Annotated in this window: 14 protein-coding genes; 6 read left to right on the top strand and 8 right to left on the bottom strand. The window is 66.6% G+C overall.

The window, feature by feature from the left end; genetic code table 11:
- Window positions 1-265: 265 nt before the first annotated feature.
- From ACQR1X_RS31920 to ACQR1X_RS31900, 5 genes are all read right to left on the bottom strand, one after another.
- Window positions 266-871, bottom strand: coding sequence for a TRAP transporter small permease subunit (locus tag ACQR1X_RS31920; protein WP_434900309.1), 606 nt, complete (start codon window positions 869-871; stop codon window positions 266-268).
- Complete coding sequence (locus ACQR1X_RS31915; RefSeq protein WP_315804896.1) at window positions 864-1865, bottom strand: TRAP transporter substrate-binding protein; 1002 nt, start codon at window positions 1863-1865, stop codon at window positions 864-866. The genes ACQR1X_RS31920 and ACQR1X_RS31915 overlap by 8 nt, the downstream gene beginning before the upstream one ends.
- Before the next feature lie 269 nt (window positions 1866-2134).
- Complete coding sequence (locus ACQR1X_RS31910; protein WP_434900308.1) at window positions 2135-3790, bottom strand: hydantoinase B/oxoprolinase family protein; 1656 nt, start codon at window positions 3788-3790, stop codon at window positions 2135-2137.
- 2 nt (window positions 3791-3792) lie between these two features.
- The gene (locus ACQR1X_RS31905) at window positions 3793-5877 is read right to left on the bottom strand and encodes a hydantoinase/oxoprolinase family protein (protein WP_434900307.1); all 2085 of its coding nucleotides are present in this window, start codon (window positions 5875-5877) and stop codon (window positions 3793-3795) included.
- Between the two features lie 788 nt (window positions 5878-6665).
- A complete protein-coding gene (locus ACQR1X_RS31900) occupies window positions 6666-7175 on the bottom strand; it encodes a DUF6789 family protein (protein WP_315804899.1) in 510 nt (169 codons plus the stop codon).
- Window positions 7176-7287: 112 nt separating this feature from the next.
- Between ACQR1X_RS31900 and ACQR1X_RS31895 the strand changes: the two genes are divergently transcribed.
- The 3 genes from ACQR1X_RS31895 (at window position 7288) to ACQR1X_RS31885 (ending at window position 10352) form a co-directional block, all read left to right on the top strand.
- Window positions 7288-7794 carry a Spy/CpxP family protein refolding chaperone gene (locus tag ACQR1X_RS31895; protein ID WP_315804900.1) on the top strand — a complete coding sequence of 169 codons (507 nt, stop codon included), beginning with the start codon at window positions 7288-7290 and terminating at the stop codon, window positions 7792-7794.
- A 109-nt stretch (window positions 7795-7903) separates the two neighbouring features.
- Complete coding sequence (locus ACQR1X_RS31890) at window positions 7904-9892, top strand: DEAD/DEAH box helicase (RefSeq protein ID WP_434900306.1); 1989 nt, start codon at window positions 7904-7906, stop codon at window positions 9890-9892.
- A 58-nt stretch (window positions 9893-9950) separates the two neighbouring features.
- On the top strand, window positions 9951-10352 hold the full coding sequence (locus ACQR1X_RS31885; RefSeq protein WP_316237773.1) for a DUF2177 family protein: 402 nt from the start codon (window positions 9951-9953) through the stop codon (window positions 10350-10352).
- A 108-nt stretch (window positions 10353-10460) separates the two neighbouring features.
- Here ACQR1X_RS31885 and ACQR1X_RS31880 read toward each other — a convergent pair whose 3' ends face one another.
- Window positions 10461-11120 carry a peroxiredoxin gene (locus tag ACQR1X_RS31880; protein WP_315804903.1) on the bottom strand — a complete coding sequence of 220 codons (660 nt, stop codon included), beginning with the start codon at window positions 11118-11120 and terminating at the stop codon, window positions 10461-10463.
- A 365-nt stretch (window positions 11121-11485) separates the two neighbouring features.
- Between ACQR1X_RS31880 and ACQR1X_RS31875 the strand changes: the two genes are divergently transcribed.
- Together ACQR1X_RS31875 and ACQR1X_RS31870 are read left to right on the top strand one after the other, a co-directional pair.
- Window positions 11486-12055, top strand: coding sequence for a hypothetical protein (locus ACQR1X_RS31875; protein ID WP_315804904.1), 570 nt, complete (start codon window positions 11486-11488; stop codon window positions 12053-12055).
- A gap of 172 nt (window positions 12056-12227) precedes the next feature.
- The gene (locus ACQR1X_RS31870) at window positions 12228-13352 is read left to right on the top strand and encodes a S1C family serine protease (protein WP_434874573.1); all 1125 of its coding nucleotides are present in this window, start codon (window positions 12228-12230) and stop codon (window positions 13350-13352) included.
- Between the two features lie 188 nt (window positions 13353-13540).
- Here the strand turns inward: ACQR1X_RS31870 and ACQR1X_RS31865 are convergent, their stop codons facing one another.
- Entirely contained in the window at window positions 13541-15397 is a 1857-nt protein-coding gene (locus ACQR1X_RS31865) for an alkaline phosphatase family protein (RefSeq protein ID WP_434900305.1), read from the bottom strand.
- A 204-nt stretch (window positions 15398-15601) separates the two neighbouring features.
- Between ACQR1X_RS31865 and ACQR1X_RS31860 the strand changes: the two genes are divergently transcribed.
- Window positions 15602-16096 carry a ferritin-like domain-containing protein gene (locus ACQR1X_RS31860; protein ID WP_315776574.1) on the top strand — a complete coding sequence of 165 codons (495 nt, stop codon included), beginning with the start codon at window positions 15602-15604 and terminating at the stop codon, window positions 16094-16096.
- A gap of 13 nt (window positions 16097-16109) precedes the next feature.
- On the opposite strand, the gene ACQR1X_RS31855 is transcribed toward ACQR1X_RS31860, so the two are convergent.
- Window positions 16110-17363 (bottom strand): arsenic transporter, encoded by a 1254-nt coding sequence (locus ACQR1X_RS31855; protein ID WP_434900304.1) that lies wholly within the window; start codon window positions 17361-17363, stop codon window positions 16110-16112.
- Window positions 17364-17370 lie beyond the last annotated feature (7 nt).

Raw genomic sequence — 17370 nt, 5'->3', positions numbered from 1 at the left:
GAAAGCGATTCGTCAGTCACTCGACCGAGGAATCATCCATTTCCGGCAGCAAAATGGTAAGTTAGCGCCAATGGGGGGTACAGGTCTCTCCGCACGCACTTCCCGCGCGGCTGCCCCTCACCCCGACCCTCTCCCCGTAAGGACGGGGAGAGGGGGCGCACCGCGTGCGGGGTGAGAGTTCGCCTATCAGTTGATGGACAAGAACTGCGTAGTTCGGCGGCCGCTGCTCGCGGCGAACCGATCGTCGCGACGTGGGCACGCTCTCTCATTCGACCGGCGACGCCTTCATGCGGTGATCCTCCAGCGGCAGTCCCAGCGCGGCCTGGATGGCGCGGGCGAGGAATTGCAGGGTCAGGAGCAGCATGCCGAAGGTGACGACGGCCTGCGGAAACCACAGCGGGGTGTCGCTGGAGGTCGAGACCTGGCCGCGGACGAAGGAGCTCCAGGCGAACTTGGTCATCGCCGACGTCAGGAACGTCATGAAGGCGAAGCCGGCGGCGGCGGCCAGCACCTCCAGCGCGCGCTGCAGCGGCGCCGGCACGTTCTTGAGCAGCAGCACCACGCGGATATGGCCGCCGACGCGCAAGGTCATGGCCGCGCCGAAGGTGAACGAGGCCGCCATCAGATAGGACGAGTACTCCCAGGCGATCGAGATGGTCGGCGGGAAGAACGGCAGCACGTTCGACAGCGCCCGCGTCGTGACCTCGGCCAGCATCAGCAACGTCAGCGTCAGCAGGCAGCCGCCGCCGATCCAGCCGTCGAGCCGGCCCAGCCGGTCGATGACATCGAGCAGGATGCGCAGCGGCGCGGGCGCCGCTGCATTGAGGCTCGCCCGTTCGCCCGGCGACGGCTCCACGATCGCGTCAGCCACGCTTCATCTCGGCAAGATAGGACTTCACCGGTTGATCGGCAGCGGGCACGCGCTTGAGGAAGGCTTCCATCTGTGGCGCGGTCTTGGCCCGGATCTCGGTCATCATCGCATCCGAAACCGGCACCACTTCCATGCCGCCTTCCTTGAGCCGGTTGAGGCTGTCGACATCGGCCTTGAGCGAATTCGCCCAGAAGGTCGGCTCCATCTTGGCGGCGATGTCGCTGACGGTCTTCTGCTGCTCGGGCGTCAGCGCCTTCCAGGAATCCAGGTTCACGTTGAGCATCTGCGACGACCACACATGATTGGTCGGGTAGACGTATTTGAGGAATTCCCAGAACTTGCCGTCGACCCCTGAGACCGAGGAGGTCGAGACGCCCGCCACGGCGCCGGAGGCCAGTGCCGGGATCGTCTCGCCCCAGGGGATCATGACCGCGGCCATGCCGATGGCGTTGAGCATGTCGACCGCGTTCTTGTCGGGCACGCGGATCTTGATGTTCTTCAGGCCGGCGACGTCTGATGTCTTGACCTTCAGGTGCAGATACTGCGTCGGCCACGGCACGATGTAGAGGATCTTCTGGTTATTGCGCGCGGCGATCTTCTCATATTCAGGCCGCACGTATTTGTGCAGCACCTTGAGCTCGTCCATCGAGCCGGCGAGGAACGGGATGCTCTCAACGCCCATGAAGGGCTCGTCGCCGACCTGCTGGATGTTGAGCACGTCCGCGAGCGGGACGAGACCGTCGCGCACCGCGCGCAGATGCTCCGGGCCCTTGAAGCCGAGCTGACCGCCTGCCTTCACGGTGATGTTGACGGCGCCGTTGGTCTGCTTCTTCACCTCCTCGGCGAAGGCCATCGCGTTCTGGGTGTGAAAGTTGCCCTCGGGCCAGACCGTCGACATGTCCCAGTTGGTCGTCGCCGCGCGTGCCCTTGTCGAGACCTGGCTCGCCGTGAGCAGCGCCGCTGCACCTGCCGTGAACGTCCGTCGCGTGATCATCAGTGTCTCCGCTTCGTTGCTGAGCTAAGGGAAATGGAAGAGGTTTGGCGAGCCGTGGGGTCGTGGCCATCCTTCGAGACGCCCGCCTGCGGCGGGCTCCTCAGGATGAGGGCTCGTTGCGCGGCCAGATGCTGATCCTCTCCATGAGGACGCCCCTCATGGTCAATGTGCAGCACCGATAGCGGTGCTAAACCCTCATGGTGAGGAGCGTCGCTCTTGCGACGCGTCTCGAACCATGAGGCCACCAATGTTTCGACTGGCATGAGATCTCACCGCGCCTGCCCGTAGACCTTTGCCGCGTTGTCCGCCGACACCAGCCCGCTCTCGACATCGCTCTGCACGAGCTCCGCCGCGCGTTCGCGGGGATCGCCGATGCCTGCACCGCCCGGCGTCAGCACCACCAGCCGGTCGTCCGGCGGCACGGTCTGAAAACCCTTGCCACGCAGCTTCTTGCCAGACGCGAGACCGACATAGCCGGCCTCGCCATCGTGGCCGCCATCGCGGCCGCGCGGCGGGTGATCGATGCGGTCGAAGGCGGCGAGGATGTCGAACGGCGCATCGACGCCGCTGCCGACCTCGATGATCTGGCCGAGGCCGCCGCGGGTGCGGCCGGCGCCGCCGGAATCCGGCCGCAGCTCCTTGCGCCAGAAGATCAGCGGCGTCTGCGTCTCCGCGATCTCGACCGGCGTGCCGCGCACGCCGGAGGGATAGGCGGTGGCCGACAGCCCGTCCTTGTCGAAACGGGCGCCAGTGCCGCCGTTCGACGTCACCGCCATCGAGAACCCGTAATTGCCGCCGGCGCCGGAGCGGGTCTGGCCGCGGACGTTGAGATTCCACAGACACGACGTGCCTTCGGCGGGCACGCGCTCGGGGATGATCTGGCGCAGGCAGCCGAACACCACGTCGGGCAGCATCTGGCCGATGACATGACGCGAGGCGACCGGCGCCGGCTTCGGCGCATTGAGGATCGCGCCCGATGGCGCCGACACGGTCAGCGGCGACAGCGAGCCGGCATTGTTGGGGATCGCGGAGGCCACGACGCAACCGAGCCCGAACACCGTGTAGGCCGTGGTGTAGGACAATGGCACGTTGATACCGAATTTCGAGGCGGGCGAGGTGCCGTCGAAGTCGACGTGGATGCCGCTCTCCGAGATCGTCAGCGCCGTTTTCAGGGTGACAGGCGCATCATAGCCGTCGACCACCATCTCGTTGCGCCAGGTGCCCTTGGGCAGCTTGGCGATCTCGGCCAGGACGGCGTCGCGCGAGCGGTCGCAGATGTAGTCGCCGAGCGCATCGAGCGAGGCGATGCCGAACTCGGTCATCATCTCGACCAGGCGCTGGCAGCCGACATCGTTGCAGGCGGCGAGCGAATAGGTGTCGCCTTCGGTGTCCACCGGCAGCCGGGTGTTGGCGCGGATCATGGCCATCAGCGTCTCGTTGACGACGCCCTGGTCGATCAGCTTCAGCATCGGGATGTACAGCCCCTCCATGAATACGTCGGTGCCGTCGGGGCCGAAGCCGATGCCGCCGATATCCATCAGATGGCTGGTGCAGGAGAACAAGGCGACCGGCTGGCCGTCCTTGAAGCAGGGGGTGGTGACGACGAAATCGTTGAGATGCCCGGTGCCCATCCAGGGATCGTTGGTGATGTAGGCATCGCCGGGCTTCATCGTGTGGATCGGAAAATGCGCGATGAAGTGCTTCACCGACTCCGCCATCGAGTTGACGTGGCCCGGCGTGCCGGTGACGGCCTGCGCCAGCATGCGGCCGTTCAGGTCGAACACGCCGGCGGAGAGGTCGCCGCATTCGCGCACGATCGGGCTGAAGGCGGTGCGCAGCAGCACCTGGGCCTGTTCCTCGACCACGGCGATCAGCCGGTGCCACATGATCTGCAAGTCGATCAGGCTGCTCTGTGATGAACTCATTGTCAGGCCGCCTTCCGTTCCATGACGATGCTGCCGGCACCATCGATATGCGCGTCAAAACTGTTGGAGATGAAAGTCGAGGTCTCGTCCTCGGCGATCACGGCGGGGCCGGCGATGACCGCGCCCGGCGCCATCTGCTCGCGGCGATACAGCGGGATCTCGACGAAGCGTCCGGCGCGGCCGTCGAAGAACCTGCGGTGCCCCGCAGCCTTGCCCGCAGGCTTGCGCTGGACCTCGGTGACGGCGGGCGGTTGGTGCGCTTCCGTCGTCGCGAGCACCGACCAGCTCAGGACCTCGATCGCCGCACCGGGGATCGGGCGCTCGAACAGCGCGGCATAGCCGGCCTCGAAGGTCGTACGCAGGGTGGGCAGGTCGTCCGCCGTCAGGGGGCGGTTCGGCAACTCGACATTGATCTCGTGGCCCTGGCCGACATAGCGCATGAAAGCCGAGCGGCGCTCGCGCAACGGTGCGCCGGCCGCACCAGGCTCCACCAGCGCGCGGGCCTCATCGGCCATCTCCTGCAGCAGGGTGGAGACGAGCGCCGTGTCGAAATCGTCGAGCCTCGCATGGCGGCTGCGCACCAGCTCATAGGCGATCGGTGCGGCGAGGAAGCCGACCGCCGAGCCGACACCGGCATTGGACGGCACGATCACCCTGGCGACGCCGATCTTCTCGGCGACGCGCGCGGCATGCAGTGGCGCTGCGCCGCCGAAGGCGATCAGCGTGTGCTGGCCGATGATGGCGCCGCGCTCGACGGCATGGACGCGCGCCGCGCTCGCCATGTTCTCGCAGACGACCTCGTGCACCGCGTAGGCAGCGGTCTCGGCGTCCAAGCCGAGCGGGGCGCCGACGTCGCGGAGCAGGGCCTGTTTCGACAGTTCGGGATCGAGCCTGATGGTGCCGCCGGCAAACGCGTCGGGATCGATCATGCCGAGCGCGACATCGGAATCGGTGACCGCCGGGCGCTGGCCGCCGCGGCCGTAGCAGGCCGGACCCGGCTCGGAAGAGGCGCTCTCCGGGCCCACGGTGACGCGCTTCATCGCATCGATGCGCGCGATCGAGCCGCCGCCGGCGCCGATCTCGACCATCTCGATCACGGGGATGCGCACCGGCAGGCCCGAGCCTTTGAGGAACCGCGCGGCACGGTCGACCTCGAACACACGCGAGCTCTCCGGCTCGAAATTCTCGATCAGGCAGATCTTGGCGGTGGTGCCGCCCATGTCGAACGACAGCACCTTGCGCTCGCCGAGCGTAGCTGCGATCTGGCCGGCGAAGATCGCGCCGCCAGCGGGACCGGATTCGACGAGCCGCACCGGGAAGCGGCGCGCCGTGGCGATCGAGGTGACGCCGCCGCCCGAGGTGACGAGATAGATCGCGCCGCGGAACTGCTCGATTTGCAGCGCCCGCTCCATGCGCGCGAGATAGCTGTCCATCAACGGCTGCACATAGGCGTTGGCGACCGCGGTCGAGGTGCGTTCGTATTCCCGGATTTCGGGACAGACCGCCGAGGACAAAGTGACCGAGACATCAGGCATCGCCTCGGTCAGGATCTCGGCAGCGCGGCGCTCATGCGCGGGATTGGCGTAGGCGTGCAGGAAGGCGACGGCGATGCTGGCGACATCGAGGGCGCGCAACTGCGGCACCAGCGCGCGCACCGCCGCTTCGTCGAGCGGCAGTCTGACGTCTCCGTGGGCATCAACGCGCTCGGGCACGGTGAAGCGCAGGGAGCGCGGCACCAGCGGCTTCGGTTTGTCGATCGAGAGATCGTACTGGTCGTAGCGGCTCTCGGTTCCAATATCCAGAACATCGCGGAAGCCGGACGTTGCGATCAGTGCGGTCCTGGCGCCGCGGCGCTCGATGATGGCATTGGTCGCGAGCGTGGTGCCGTGAATGAAGACATCGATGTCGCAGATGCGCGCCTTCGCGTCGGCGAGAATGAGACGGGTGCCGTCCAGCACGGCCTGCTCCGGCTGCGTCGGCGTGGTCAGCAGCTTGCGCGTCCGGCGCTGCGTACCGATGTCGAGAACGATATCGGTGAACGTGCCCCCGATATCGACGGCCAGCCGGACTTCGGCTCCTTCAAGCATTCCATGTCTCCGCAAGCGACGAACTGATGTGCGATTTGAGCAAGTCCCATGCCATTGCGCCAGCGGGGATGCAGTTTGCTGCTCTGCGTTTGCTGCGGTGCGGACTTGAGGTCGCGGTGCGATGGGCGATCAACTTGGCCGATCGGCTTGCTGTTGTTTGCGACACCGTCATGTCGCCACGCGCGACGATTGGCGTGAGACCGACGATCATCTCCACAACGTCATTCCGGGGCTCGCCGTGCGGGCGCCCCGGAATGACACCGTGTGTTGATCGAACGCGCCAAACATGACTTCGCATTCCCGCGGCACGATGGGCCCGAGTTTCTGCTGCTTGCTCACCCTCCGCAAACGAGAGGGTGCAGGGAATGCCGGGTGAAAGCCTCACCCATGGCCCGCCTGCGAAAAAAATGCAGGCGGCAGGTACCACAGGCAAAGCCGAACACTCCGGCATTCCCTGCGCGGTGGTCTTCACGCTTATACGCAGTCTCCCTGGTGCGCCGGCTTGTTGGCCACCATTGTCCGCGCGATGCGCAAGCATCGTCACGAGCGTGATACCAGCTTCGGGGTATCGGGACGCTGCGACTTCACGTCCGCAATCATGCCGGTCGTCTGCGCGAAATGCGCGTCCGGCATGAATCGCGGCCACCGCATCCCGCACCGACGTTCGTGACGACGCGTACGTCCCTCTGCATGGGCAGGACGACGCGGATCATACATGAGTTACGAGAAAACGAAAGAAAAAAATTCGGTCTTTTCGAAATGACGCCAGGGGTCCCTCCCGGCGGCGCTCAGACGTGACCGCCGTCTCCGCGGCCGACCTCGATCTTCTGATCCGGTCCCTGCAGAGCCGCATACACGGCGCCCAGCACGACGCTATACGCCTCGACCATCGCCAGCGAGAACAGCGCCGGGCCGGCGCCCAGCCCGAGCGACGTTGCGAACGGTCCAAGGCCGATGGCGGGAAACAACACGATTCCGAGCAGCAGCCAGCCGGCGAGCCCGAGCAGGAAGCCTTTGGCGACACCGCTGCCGCCGGGCAGGCGGTGGAAGAAGCGCCCGAACAGCAGGCCGATCAGGAAGGCTCCGTTGAGCTGCGAGAGCAGCCACAGCGGCGCCCCGTCCTGCATCGCTCGGGCGAACAGGGGCTGGAGCGTATCGAGCAGCGCCGAGGCGGGATCGAACTGCGGCAACAGGTGAAGCCCGCTCTTGAGCTCCATCAGGCCTATATGAGCCAACGTCCCGCAGCCCGATGCGACCGCCGACGTCCATATCCAGCGATAGCTGCGTATCGTTGTCATCTCCTCAATTTGGCCGTCGCCCATCATTGGTCCGTTGATCTTGCTCAAAAGGCAAGTTCGCCGTGCGCTTAGTTTGCGCGAACTCATTGGTGCCACGTCGAGGAGTTCTGCCATGCGATTAGATCCACGCGCGCTGGTGTTCGCAGCCGCAATCGTGACCGTCACCGCCGCCCCGGGCCTTGCCCAGCCGGGCGCAGGCGGACCAGGTTGGGGGCCGGGCATGATGATGGGGCCGGGGATGATGGGCGGCCGGGGGTTCGGCTTCCTCTGCAATCCCCGCATGGCCGGATTTGCCGAATGGCGGATGTCGCAGATCGAGGCGGCCATCAAGCCGAACGACACGCAGCGGGCGCGGCTCGATGATCTCAAGGCGGCATCGGCCAAAGCTGCGGAGCTGATCACGAAGGACTGCCCGGCGACGCCGCCGGCCAAGGCGACCGACCGCCTCGCGCTGGCGGAGCAGCGCCTCGACACGATGCAGCAGGCGATCAAGATCGTCCGGCCAGCGTTCCAGGCGCTCTACGACTCGCTCGACGACAAGCAGAAGGCGGCGATGGACAGCAGCGGGCCCCGCAACTGGGGCTGGCGTCACTGGCACTGGCCGTGGAGCGACGAGTAGCGGCGTAGCGGGGGGCCGGGGAGCGCCGCGTTGATTGGGTGCGGGCGGGCATGGCGATTTCGCTCCGCATGGCGTAAAGCCATCGGAATCAAACGAGGTTTTCCGTCAATTGCCCTTTCCCGCGACCCATCCGCCGCTCGCCCGCGCCCTGGCCGAGCGCAACTATGAGACTCCCACGCCCGTCCAGCTCGCGGTGCTCGCGGACGACGCCGTCGATCGCGACCTCCTGGTGTCGGCCCAAACGGGGTCTGGCAAGACCGTCGCCTATGGGCTGGCGATGGCGGCGAATCTGTTGGGTGACGCCGAACGGTTCGCGCCGGCGGCGGCGCCGCTGGCGCTGATCGTGGCGCCGACGCGCGAGCTGGCGCTGCAGGTCCAGCGCGAGCTCGGCTGGCTCTATCAGCACGCCGGTGCGCGCGTCGTCTCCTGCGTCGGCGGCATGGATCCACGCCGCGAGCAGCGCGAGCTCGAGGCGGGCGCCCATATCGTGGTCGGCACGCCCGGGCGGCTGTGCGACCATCTGCGGCGCGGGCGTCTCGACATCTCGGAATTGAAGGCCGTGGTGCTCGACGAGGCCGACGAGATGCTCAATCTCGGCTTTCGCGAGGACATGGAGTTCATTCTCGAGACCACGCCGGAGACGCGCCGGACCTTGCTGTTCTCGGCGACCTTTCCGCGCGGCATCGTGGCGCTGGCGAAGCAGTATCAGGACGACGCGTTCCGGATCGAGGTCGAGGGCGATGAAGGCGGGCATGCCGACATCGAGTACCGCGCCATCCGCATCGCCGCCGACGATGTCGAGCATGCGGTCGTCAACGTGCTGCGCTTCTACGAGTCGCCGAGCGCAATCGTGTTCTGCAACACGCGCGAGGCGGTGCGGCATCTGCAGGCGGCGCTGCTGGAGCGCGGCTTTTCCGTCGTCGCGCTGTCGGGTGAGCTGACGCAGAACGAGCGCACGATGGCGCTGCAGTCGCTTCGCGACGGCCGCTCGCGGGTGTGCGTGGCGACCGACGTCGCGGCGCGCGGCATCGATCTCGCCAATCTCGATCTCGTCATCCATGCCGAGCTGCCGAACGATCCCGAGGTGATGCAGCATCGCTCGGGTCGCACCGGCCGCGCCGGCCGCAAGGGCGTCAGCGTGCTGCTGGTGCCGCCGGCGCGGCGGCGGCGGGCGGAAACGCTGCTGAACCTCGCCGGCATCGAGGCCGCGTGGGGCGCAGCGCCGCAAGCTGATGAGATCCGCAAGCTCGATCAGGAGCGCATGCTGCACGACCAGGTGTTCACCGAGGAGACGACGGCGGAGGATCTGGCGCTCGCGCAAGCGCTGCTGGCGGAGCGGTCGGCCGAGGACATCGCCGCCGCATTGGCGCGGCTCTATCGCGCGCGGCTGCCGTCGCCGGAGGACATTCTGGATCCCGGCGAGGACCGCGGCCGGTCACGCCATGATCGCGGTCGCGATGCCGCTCGGCCGGTGCGCGGCGACGATCGCCCGCCGGTGCAGCGGACCAAGTCGGGAAAGCCGTCGGCGCGCCACGGCATGGGCGAGCCGAGCGTCTGGTTCCGGGCGGCGATCGGGCGCAGGAAGAATGCGGAAGCGCGCTGGCTGCTGCCGATGATCTGCCGTCGCGGCGGCATCGACAAGAACGACATCGGCGCCATCAAGATCTCCGACACCACGACGGAGTTCGAGATCGCCGCGCGCGTGGCCGACGCCTTCGCCGCCAACATCCGCCGTCCCGACAAGGAGGATACGATCCGCATCGAGCCGCTGGCGGCTGCGCCGTCGGGGCAGGGGGCCGCCGACAAACCGCGTCCGGAGAAGCGGGCGGCGCGGCGCGAGGCCGAGCCACGGCGCCAGGCAGAGGAAAGCGCCTACCATCCGCTGCATCGCGATCAGCCTCGCCGGGACAAGGAAGCTCCGCCGCGGAGCAGGGCGCATCACGACGCTCCGCCGTCGAAGTCCGGCCATGCCCAGGCGTTCACGAAGAAAAAGAAGCACGGCGACAAGTCCAGCCGTGGCGGACCGGCGTTTCCGTCTCATAGCCCACGGTCGAAGGCGCCTGGTGGAAAGAAGCCCAAGACCAAGCGTCGCGGCTGACGGCACCGGCCGATCCCGCGCCGACGGCAGTGCGTGAAACGTGAAGGAGGAGCCGTCCTTGAGCCGCTACGCCGTCCTGTATTTTGCAACCCTGGCCGTGCTGCTCGGCTTCGACATCCCGTTCCTGAGCATCGTCGCCAAGGGCTTCTTCCAGTCGCAGGTCGGCGAGATGCTCGGCGAGATCCGTCCCGTGCCGGCGGTGCTGTTCTATCTGCTCTATGTCGTGGGCGTGCTGATCTTCGTCAGCGGCCCGCTTGATGCGACCTGGCGCTCGACCTTGCTCTATGGCGCGCTGTTCGGGCTGTTCTGCTACGCGACCTTCGAGCTGACCTCGCTCGCGATGCTCAAGCAGTGGACCTGGACGGTGGTGGCGGTCGATATCAGCTGGGGCGTGTTCGTCACGGCGGTGTCGGCGACAGCGGGGCTGCTGATCGCGGACTGGGTCACGCCGCGGGGATGAAGGGGCATCGGCCCGAAGCGCTCGGAGTGCAATCCCAGTCGACCGAGATCCCGGGGCCGCCTCTGCGAGGCGTCCCGGGATGACGTCGTCAAACGTCGGTTGCCGACCTCACTTCGGCTGCGGCACCACGCGCAGATAGGGCTTCGGCGCCTTCCAGCCGTTCGGATAGATCGTCTTGGCCTCGTCGTCGGACACCGAGCCGGCGATGATGACGTCCTCGCCCTGCTTCCAGTCGGCGGGGGTGGCGACGCGGTGCTTCGACGTGAGCTGCAGCGAATCGATGACGCGGAGAATTTCCTGGAAGTTGCGCCCGGTGGTCATCGGGTAGACCAGGATCAGCTTGATCTTCTTGTCCGGGCCGATGATGAAGACGTTGCGGACGGTCTGGTTGTCGGCCGCGCTGCGCTTGGACGGGTCCCCGGAGATCGCCGCCGGCAGCATGTCGTAGAGCTTGGAGACGTTGTAGTCGGTGTCGCCGATCATCGGATAGTTCGGCGCCGCGCCCTGCGTCTCGCGGATGTCCTCCGACCATTTGGCGTGGTTGTCGACCGGGTCGACCGACAGGCCCATCAGCTTGACGCCGCGCTTGTCGAACTCCGGCTTCAGCCGCGCCAGCGCGCCGAGCTCGGTGGTGCACACCGGGGTGAAATCCTTCGGATGCGAGAACAGGAGCGCCCAGCTGTCGCCGATCCAGTCGTGGAATTTGATCTTGCCTTCGGTGGTGTCTGCCTCGAAGTCGGGGGCAGTGGAGCCGATCTGGAGAGCCATGGCAGTCCTCAATTCATTGCACGTGGTGGGAATAAATCTTCCAAACACTATAGGAAATACCGCCGCGAAAGGGAACCGGCTGACGGAAAAGAGAAGATAATTGCCCCAAAGCTCACGAGGCCAACAACTTCTTTTGAGTTCCCGGGCTACGGCGAAACATCCGTCAGACGACCGCTTGCCCAGATTTCGCCATCTGCTGGTCGCAACACGCCGCCCCCGGACGCCCCACGGCTTTGAACCGTGATCGAGGTCACTGCGGCAAATCGGCAACCGATACAAAAACCCACAGCACCGTTTCGAACCGTTAACCACTCGTTCAGACGGGCGCCGACAAGGTGGGTCAACACAGCAACTGAGAAGAGAACATGGCTACCTCTGCACCAAAAACCATCGGCATCGATGGTCTCGAACCGTCCTCCTGTGAGACCGCTGCTCTCGCGCTCGGCATCGTGCGCGACGGCGTGATCACCGGCGAGGGGCCGACCACCGCGGGACGCGTGCATTTCTCCCGCGTGCTCGATGCCGATGACGCGGCCTGGTGCGCGCGCATTCTGAGCGCTGCCGCGATCAACGACGCGCCGGTCAGCCGCGCCGAGGCCGAGGCGCTGTTCGCGATCGATGCCGCCGCAACCGAGCGCAAGGACGACGGCCGTTTCGAGGATCTGCTCGCCAAGGCGGTGGCGCATCACACCGCGGCCGCCTCCGGCCTGCCGGTGCCGCCGCGCAGCGTGGCGCTGTCGCCGGAGACCGCGATCGAGAGCTGGGCTCCGATCAATGCGCGGGGCATTCGCACCGATGCGCTGGAATGGGTCGCCAAGCAGATGCGCGGCAAGCGCCAGGGCAACCGCGCGCTGATGGCGATGGTCGCGACCCTGGTCGGCGTCACCGTGCTGCCGCTGGCGCAACTGCCGTCGATGATCGACATCGGGATGTAGGCGCGTCGCGTTCATCCAGCCGCATGAGTTCGACGAGCGCGATGATCTCATCGCGCTCTTTTCGTTTTGACCGGTCTTTTTGACCGGCGGCGATCGCATCACGGCTCTTGATGGCGCCGCCCGGCCGGTGAATCAATCGGCGATGATGCGACCGAACACGGAGAATGTCGAGATGAGCCGATGGAGCTTCGCCGCGCGTCTGTTCGCGGTGGCGGCGACGGCGCTGCTGCTCATGATGGCCTGGCAGACCTTTCCGCTGATCCAGGCCGAGCTGCTCGGGATGCGCGCCAAGCCCCGCGAGATCACGCCGCGCGGCGATCTCGCCGCCGACGAGAAGAGCACGATCGCGCTGTTCGAGAGCCGCAGCGGCTCGGTCGTCTTCATCACGACCGTTCAACAATCGGTCAACCCGTGGACCGGCAATTCGCAGCAGGAGCGCTCCGGCACCGGCTCGGGCTTCGTGTGGGACGACCTCGGCCACGTCGTCACCAACTATCACGTCATCGAAGGCGCCACCGAGGCGCTGGTCAGCCTGACCGACGGACGCTCGTTCCGCGCCGCGCTGGTCGGCGCCAGTCCGGAGAACGATCTGGCGGTGCTCGTGATCGGCGTCGGCGTCGACCGGCCGAAGCCGCTGCCGCTCGGCACCAGCGCCGACCTCAAGGTCGGGCAGAAGGTGTTCGCGATCGGCAATCCGTTCGGTCTCAGCAGCACGCTCACCACCGGCATCGTCTCGGCGCTCAACCGCAACCTTCAGGTCACGCAGGACCGCACCCTGAACGGACTGATCCAGACCGATGCCGCGATCAATCCGGGCAATTCCGGCGGGCCGCTGCTCGACAGCGCAGGACGGCTGATCGGCGTCAACACGGCGATCTACAGTCCCTCGGGCGCCTCGGCCGGCATCGGCTTCGCCGTGCCCGTCGACAGGGTCAACCGGGTCGTGCCGCGCCTGATCGCGAGCGGCCGCTACGTCACCCCGAGCCTTGGCATCCGCACCGATCCCAAGGCCAACGAGGCGCTGTCGGCGCGGCTCGGCCTGTCCGGCGTGTTCGTGCTCGATGTCGAGCAGGATTCGGCGGCCGAGAAGGCGGGGCTCGTTCCGGCGAGGCTGACGCGAGACGGCGGCTTCGCGCTCGGCGATGTCGTGCTGGCGGTCGACGGGCAGGCGGTGGAGTCGCCCGAGGACATGACGCGGGCGCTGGAGAACAAGAACCCGGGCGACCGGGTGGTGCTGCGCGTGCTCCGCGGCGGCAAGACCGTCGAGGTTCGGGTGACGCTGGACGTCGCGCGGTGAGTAAGTGGACCACACTCCGTCGGCGAGGAGATAGCCGTAGCCCGCATGAGCGAAGCGACATGCGGGAAAAGTGTCCCCGTGTATCGCTGCGCTCACCCGGGCTAAGGCATCGCGTTTGATCGAAACAGGAGTGTCCCGCTTTCGCGGGGCACTCCGGTGATCGCATGGAAGTACTGGCGATCGACTGACTACTTCGCCGCGGCCTTCTGCTTCGGCGCCTCGTCATCCAGCCCCACGGTGCGGCCGGGGAAGCCGGCGACGTCGAAATAGCGCTGGGTGCCGACGCGCTGCAGCTTCAGCACGGTGCGCAGGCCGCCGGCGGCCGGATCGGACTTGACGACGTCCGACACAGCCTTGGGCGTCGCGCCGTTCGGCATCGCTTCGGTCATGACGCGGCCGATCAGTCTGCCCTTCGGAGCGACCTTGAGGTCGAGCAGCCTGGCGGCGGTGGCGCCGACATCGGCGTTGCTGACGGGCAGCGGATCGACGAAGCCCGCCTTGAAGTCGGGTCCGATGGCCGCCATGAAGTTGTAGGTATCGCCGCGGCCGAACGAGCCGTGCATGCCCTGGCCCTGGCGCAGCACGGTGTCGGCGACCTCGACCTGGCAGTTGGACGGCTGGTCGCAACCCGGCGCGACATAGGTACGGAAGTTGACCACGATCGCCGGATGCGGCGTCACCGCCTTGCCCTGCAGGTTGATCTGCGACAGCGGCAAGGTGCCCGGAATCTCGCCGAGCTTGTCGTCGACGAAGATGCCGGAGACGTAGTCCTGCGCCAGCAGCGCCTTGACGGTGCGGCGGGCGAGCTTCCTGTCGTTGTTGGGCAAATAGATCAAGTCGGAGCCGCCGTTGGTGGCGACGACGAGATCGGGCCTGGCCGGGTCCTTGCCGAGCACGCCATTGCCGGCCTTCGGGTGCTTGCCTTCGGGCACCGCCGCGTTCTTGTCGTTCGGGTCGAACAGCGGCAGGTCGAGCGCCTTGGCGAGGTCGAGCGCCAGGAAGCCCATCGGCAGGAACTCCTTCGGCGTGTCGTCATAGCTGACCTTGGCGGAGGGACTCGTTTTGCTCTCCTTGGAGATGGTCGAGAAGCCGTGGTCAGCCTGGACCATGATGTTGGTCGAGTCGGCCAGGCCGAGGTCGTCGAGCGCCTTGCGCAGCGCGGCGAGATTGTCGTCGGCGTTCTTGATGCCGGCCATCGAGGTCGGACCGTTGATGCCCGGCGTGATGGTGTTGAGGCTGTCGCCGTGATTGTGCTGGCTGCCGTCGGGGTCGCGCGACCAGAACACCAGCACGAACGGCTTGTTGCGGGCCTTGAACATCGGCAGCACCACCTTGGTGGCGACGTCGGCCATGTAGGCCTGCTGGGCGACGTTGGCTGTGGTCGTGCCCGGCGTCTTGGCGTCGCCCGCCTTGCCGTTGTCGCCGCGTGACGGCGTTGCCAGCGCCAGGCCGGCCTTGGTCAGGGCGTCCTTGATCTCGTCGGTGATCGGCACGCCGTTCTTGTTGCCGGTGGAGTCATCGATCACGATCGAGGAGCTCGCGCCCGGCTTGCAGGGGCAGCCGGTGTGGTCGAACAGATAGGTCGGGCCGAGCTTGCCGATCGCGGCGGTCGAATAGCCGGCCTTGCGCGCGAGCTTCAGGATCGTGTCCTCGTTGAGGTAGTCACCGTTGAAATGCTCGTCGATGTCGCCGAGCACGGCGTCGTTCTCGATGAAGGGTACGACGGTGTCGCCCGCTGGTGCGGAGGTGTAGCCGGTGAAGATCGTGTTGGAGAACGTGCCGGTGTCGCCGAGATAATGGCCGGTCGCCATGGCCGAGCCATTGGCCATGGTGAAGGTCGGAAACAGCGAGTGCGAATTCTTGAAGTTGACGCCCTTGTCGCGAACGGCGGCCATGGCCGGCGCCGTCTCCGGCGTCACCTTCAGCGCGCGCAGGCCGTCGGGAATGAACAGGATCAGGTTATGGGGCGTGGCGTTCTGCGCAAAAGCGGCACTGGACGACAGCAGGGTCAGTCCGGCGCACAGCAGCACGAGCGGGCGGCGCATTGAAAACTCCTGAAAAGCAATCGGCGGAATCGCGGCGTCTCGCCGCAGGGAAGAGCTTTAGTTTTGCCGGGTGACAGTTTTGTTACAAGGGGCTCGCGCCCGATCGGCACCGCTCCGGACAGGATTTTCGTGAAGCGGTAGTCCGCGGCAGGAACCAGGGTGTGGCTTTCCGGTTGTCGGCTCACACAATTCAGGGAGCACACCATGCCTGCCGACAAAGACCTCAACGAGCTCTTCCTCGATACCCTCAAGGACATCTACTACGCCGAGAAGCAGATCCTGAAGACGCTGCCGAAAATGGCCAAGGCGGCGCAGTCGGAGAAGCTGGCGGCGGCGTTCGAGAAGCACCAGGAGGAGACCGAAGGCCAGATCGAGCGGCTCGAGCAGATTTTCGAGCTGATCGGCAAGCCCGCCCGCGGCAAGAAGTGCGATGCGATCGAGGGCATCATCGACGAGGGCAAGGAGATCATGGACGAGTACAAGGGGACGCAGGCGCTCGACGCCGGCCTTCTTGCTGCAGCGCAGGCGGTCGAGCACTACGAGATGTCGCGCTATGGCACGCTGAAGGCCTGGGCGCTCAAGCTCAACCTGCCGAAGGCCGCCAAGCTGCTCGACCAGACGCTGAACGAAGAGCGGAAGACCGACGAGACGCTGACCAAGATCGCTGAGACCGCGGTCAACTACGAGGCGGCCGCCTAAGCCCCGGTCGTCTTTACCAAATGGCCGCCGCCAGCGCTGCGATCAGCGCGGGCGGCGTTGCCACGAGTCCGATCTTCAGGAATTGCCAGGCCGTCACCTCGATCTTCTCACGCCGCAATGCCGTCAGCCACAGGATGGTGGCAAGCGAGCCCGTGACCGAGATGTTCGGGCCGAGATCGACCCCGATCAGGATGGCCCGGATGACCTCATGCGGCAGGTGATCGCTGGTGGCGACGGAGCCTGCGACCAGGCCGACCGGGAGATTGTTGGCGATGTTGTCGGCGACCGCGGTGATCAGGCCCGCGGCCCACGCCGCGCCGTGCGGCGACGACGTCACGCCCTGGTGCAGCCAGGCGCTGAGCTGGCCGATCGCGCCGGCGCGGCTCAGACCTTCCACCATCACGAACAGGCCGCCGACCAGCGGCAGCACGCCCCACGAGATGCCCTTGATCACCGGCCATGGCGATTGCCGGCCGATGAGCAGGATCGCGGCCGCGGTGACCACGCCGCAGACGAACGTCGGCAGGCCGAGTTGAACGTCGAGCGCCGAGGCGGTCAGCAGCACGGCTGCGATGGCGCCGATCCCGAACGCGGCGAGCCGGCCTTCGCGGCTGAGATGCGGCTTCTCGACATCGGTGCGCAGCGTCTCCTCGCGCAACGCGCGGCGCTGGGTCAGCCACAGCGCGACGTAGGTCAGCGCGATCGCGGCCATCGAGGGCAGGGTGAACTGGCGCAGCCATTCGGTCAGATGCGGCATGCGTTCGCCAAACACGACGAGATTGGCCGGGTTGGAGATCGGCAGCACGAAGCTCGCGGCATTGGCGATGAAGGCGCAGACGTACAGATAGGGCAGCGGCGAGGCGCCGGCGGCGCGCGTCGCGGCATAGACCGCCGGCGTCAGCACGATCGCCGTGGCATCGTTGGAGAGCAGCACCGTGACCAGGGTGCCGACTGCATAGACCAGCAGGAACAGCAGCTGCGGCGAGCCGCGCGCATGCTCCACGGCATAGGCCGCGAGATAGTCGAACAGGCCCTCGCGGCGCGCCAGCTCGGCGATCAGCATCATCCCGATCAGGAACAGATAGACGTCGACGCCCTTGCGGATGCCGGTGAGCGCATCGGCTGGTGGCAGCAGGCCGAGCGCGACCAGCAGGATCGCGCCGGCGGCGGCCCACACGGCCTCGGGCAGCCGAAAGGGGCGGATGATGACGCCGGCGATGGCGGGAATGATGATGGCGTAGGCGAGCCAGGTATCGTGCAGGGACATGATCGGG

The sequence above is a fragment of the Bradyrhizobium sp. HKCCYLRH3073 genome, from assembly GCF_051167995.1.
GTDB lineage: Bacteria > Pseudomonadota > Alphaproteobacteria > Rhizobiales > Xanthobacteraceae > Bradyrhizobium.
The sequence above is the reverse complement of the archived record's forward strand: the minus strand, read 5'-3'. Positions and strand labels throughout refer to the sequence as shown.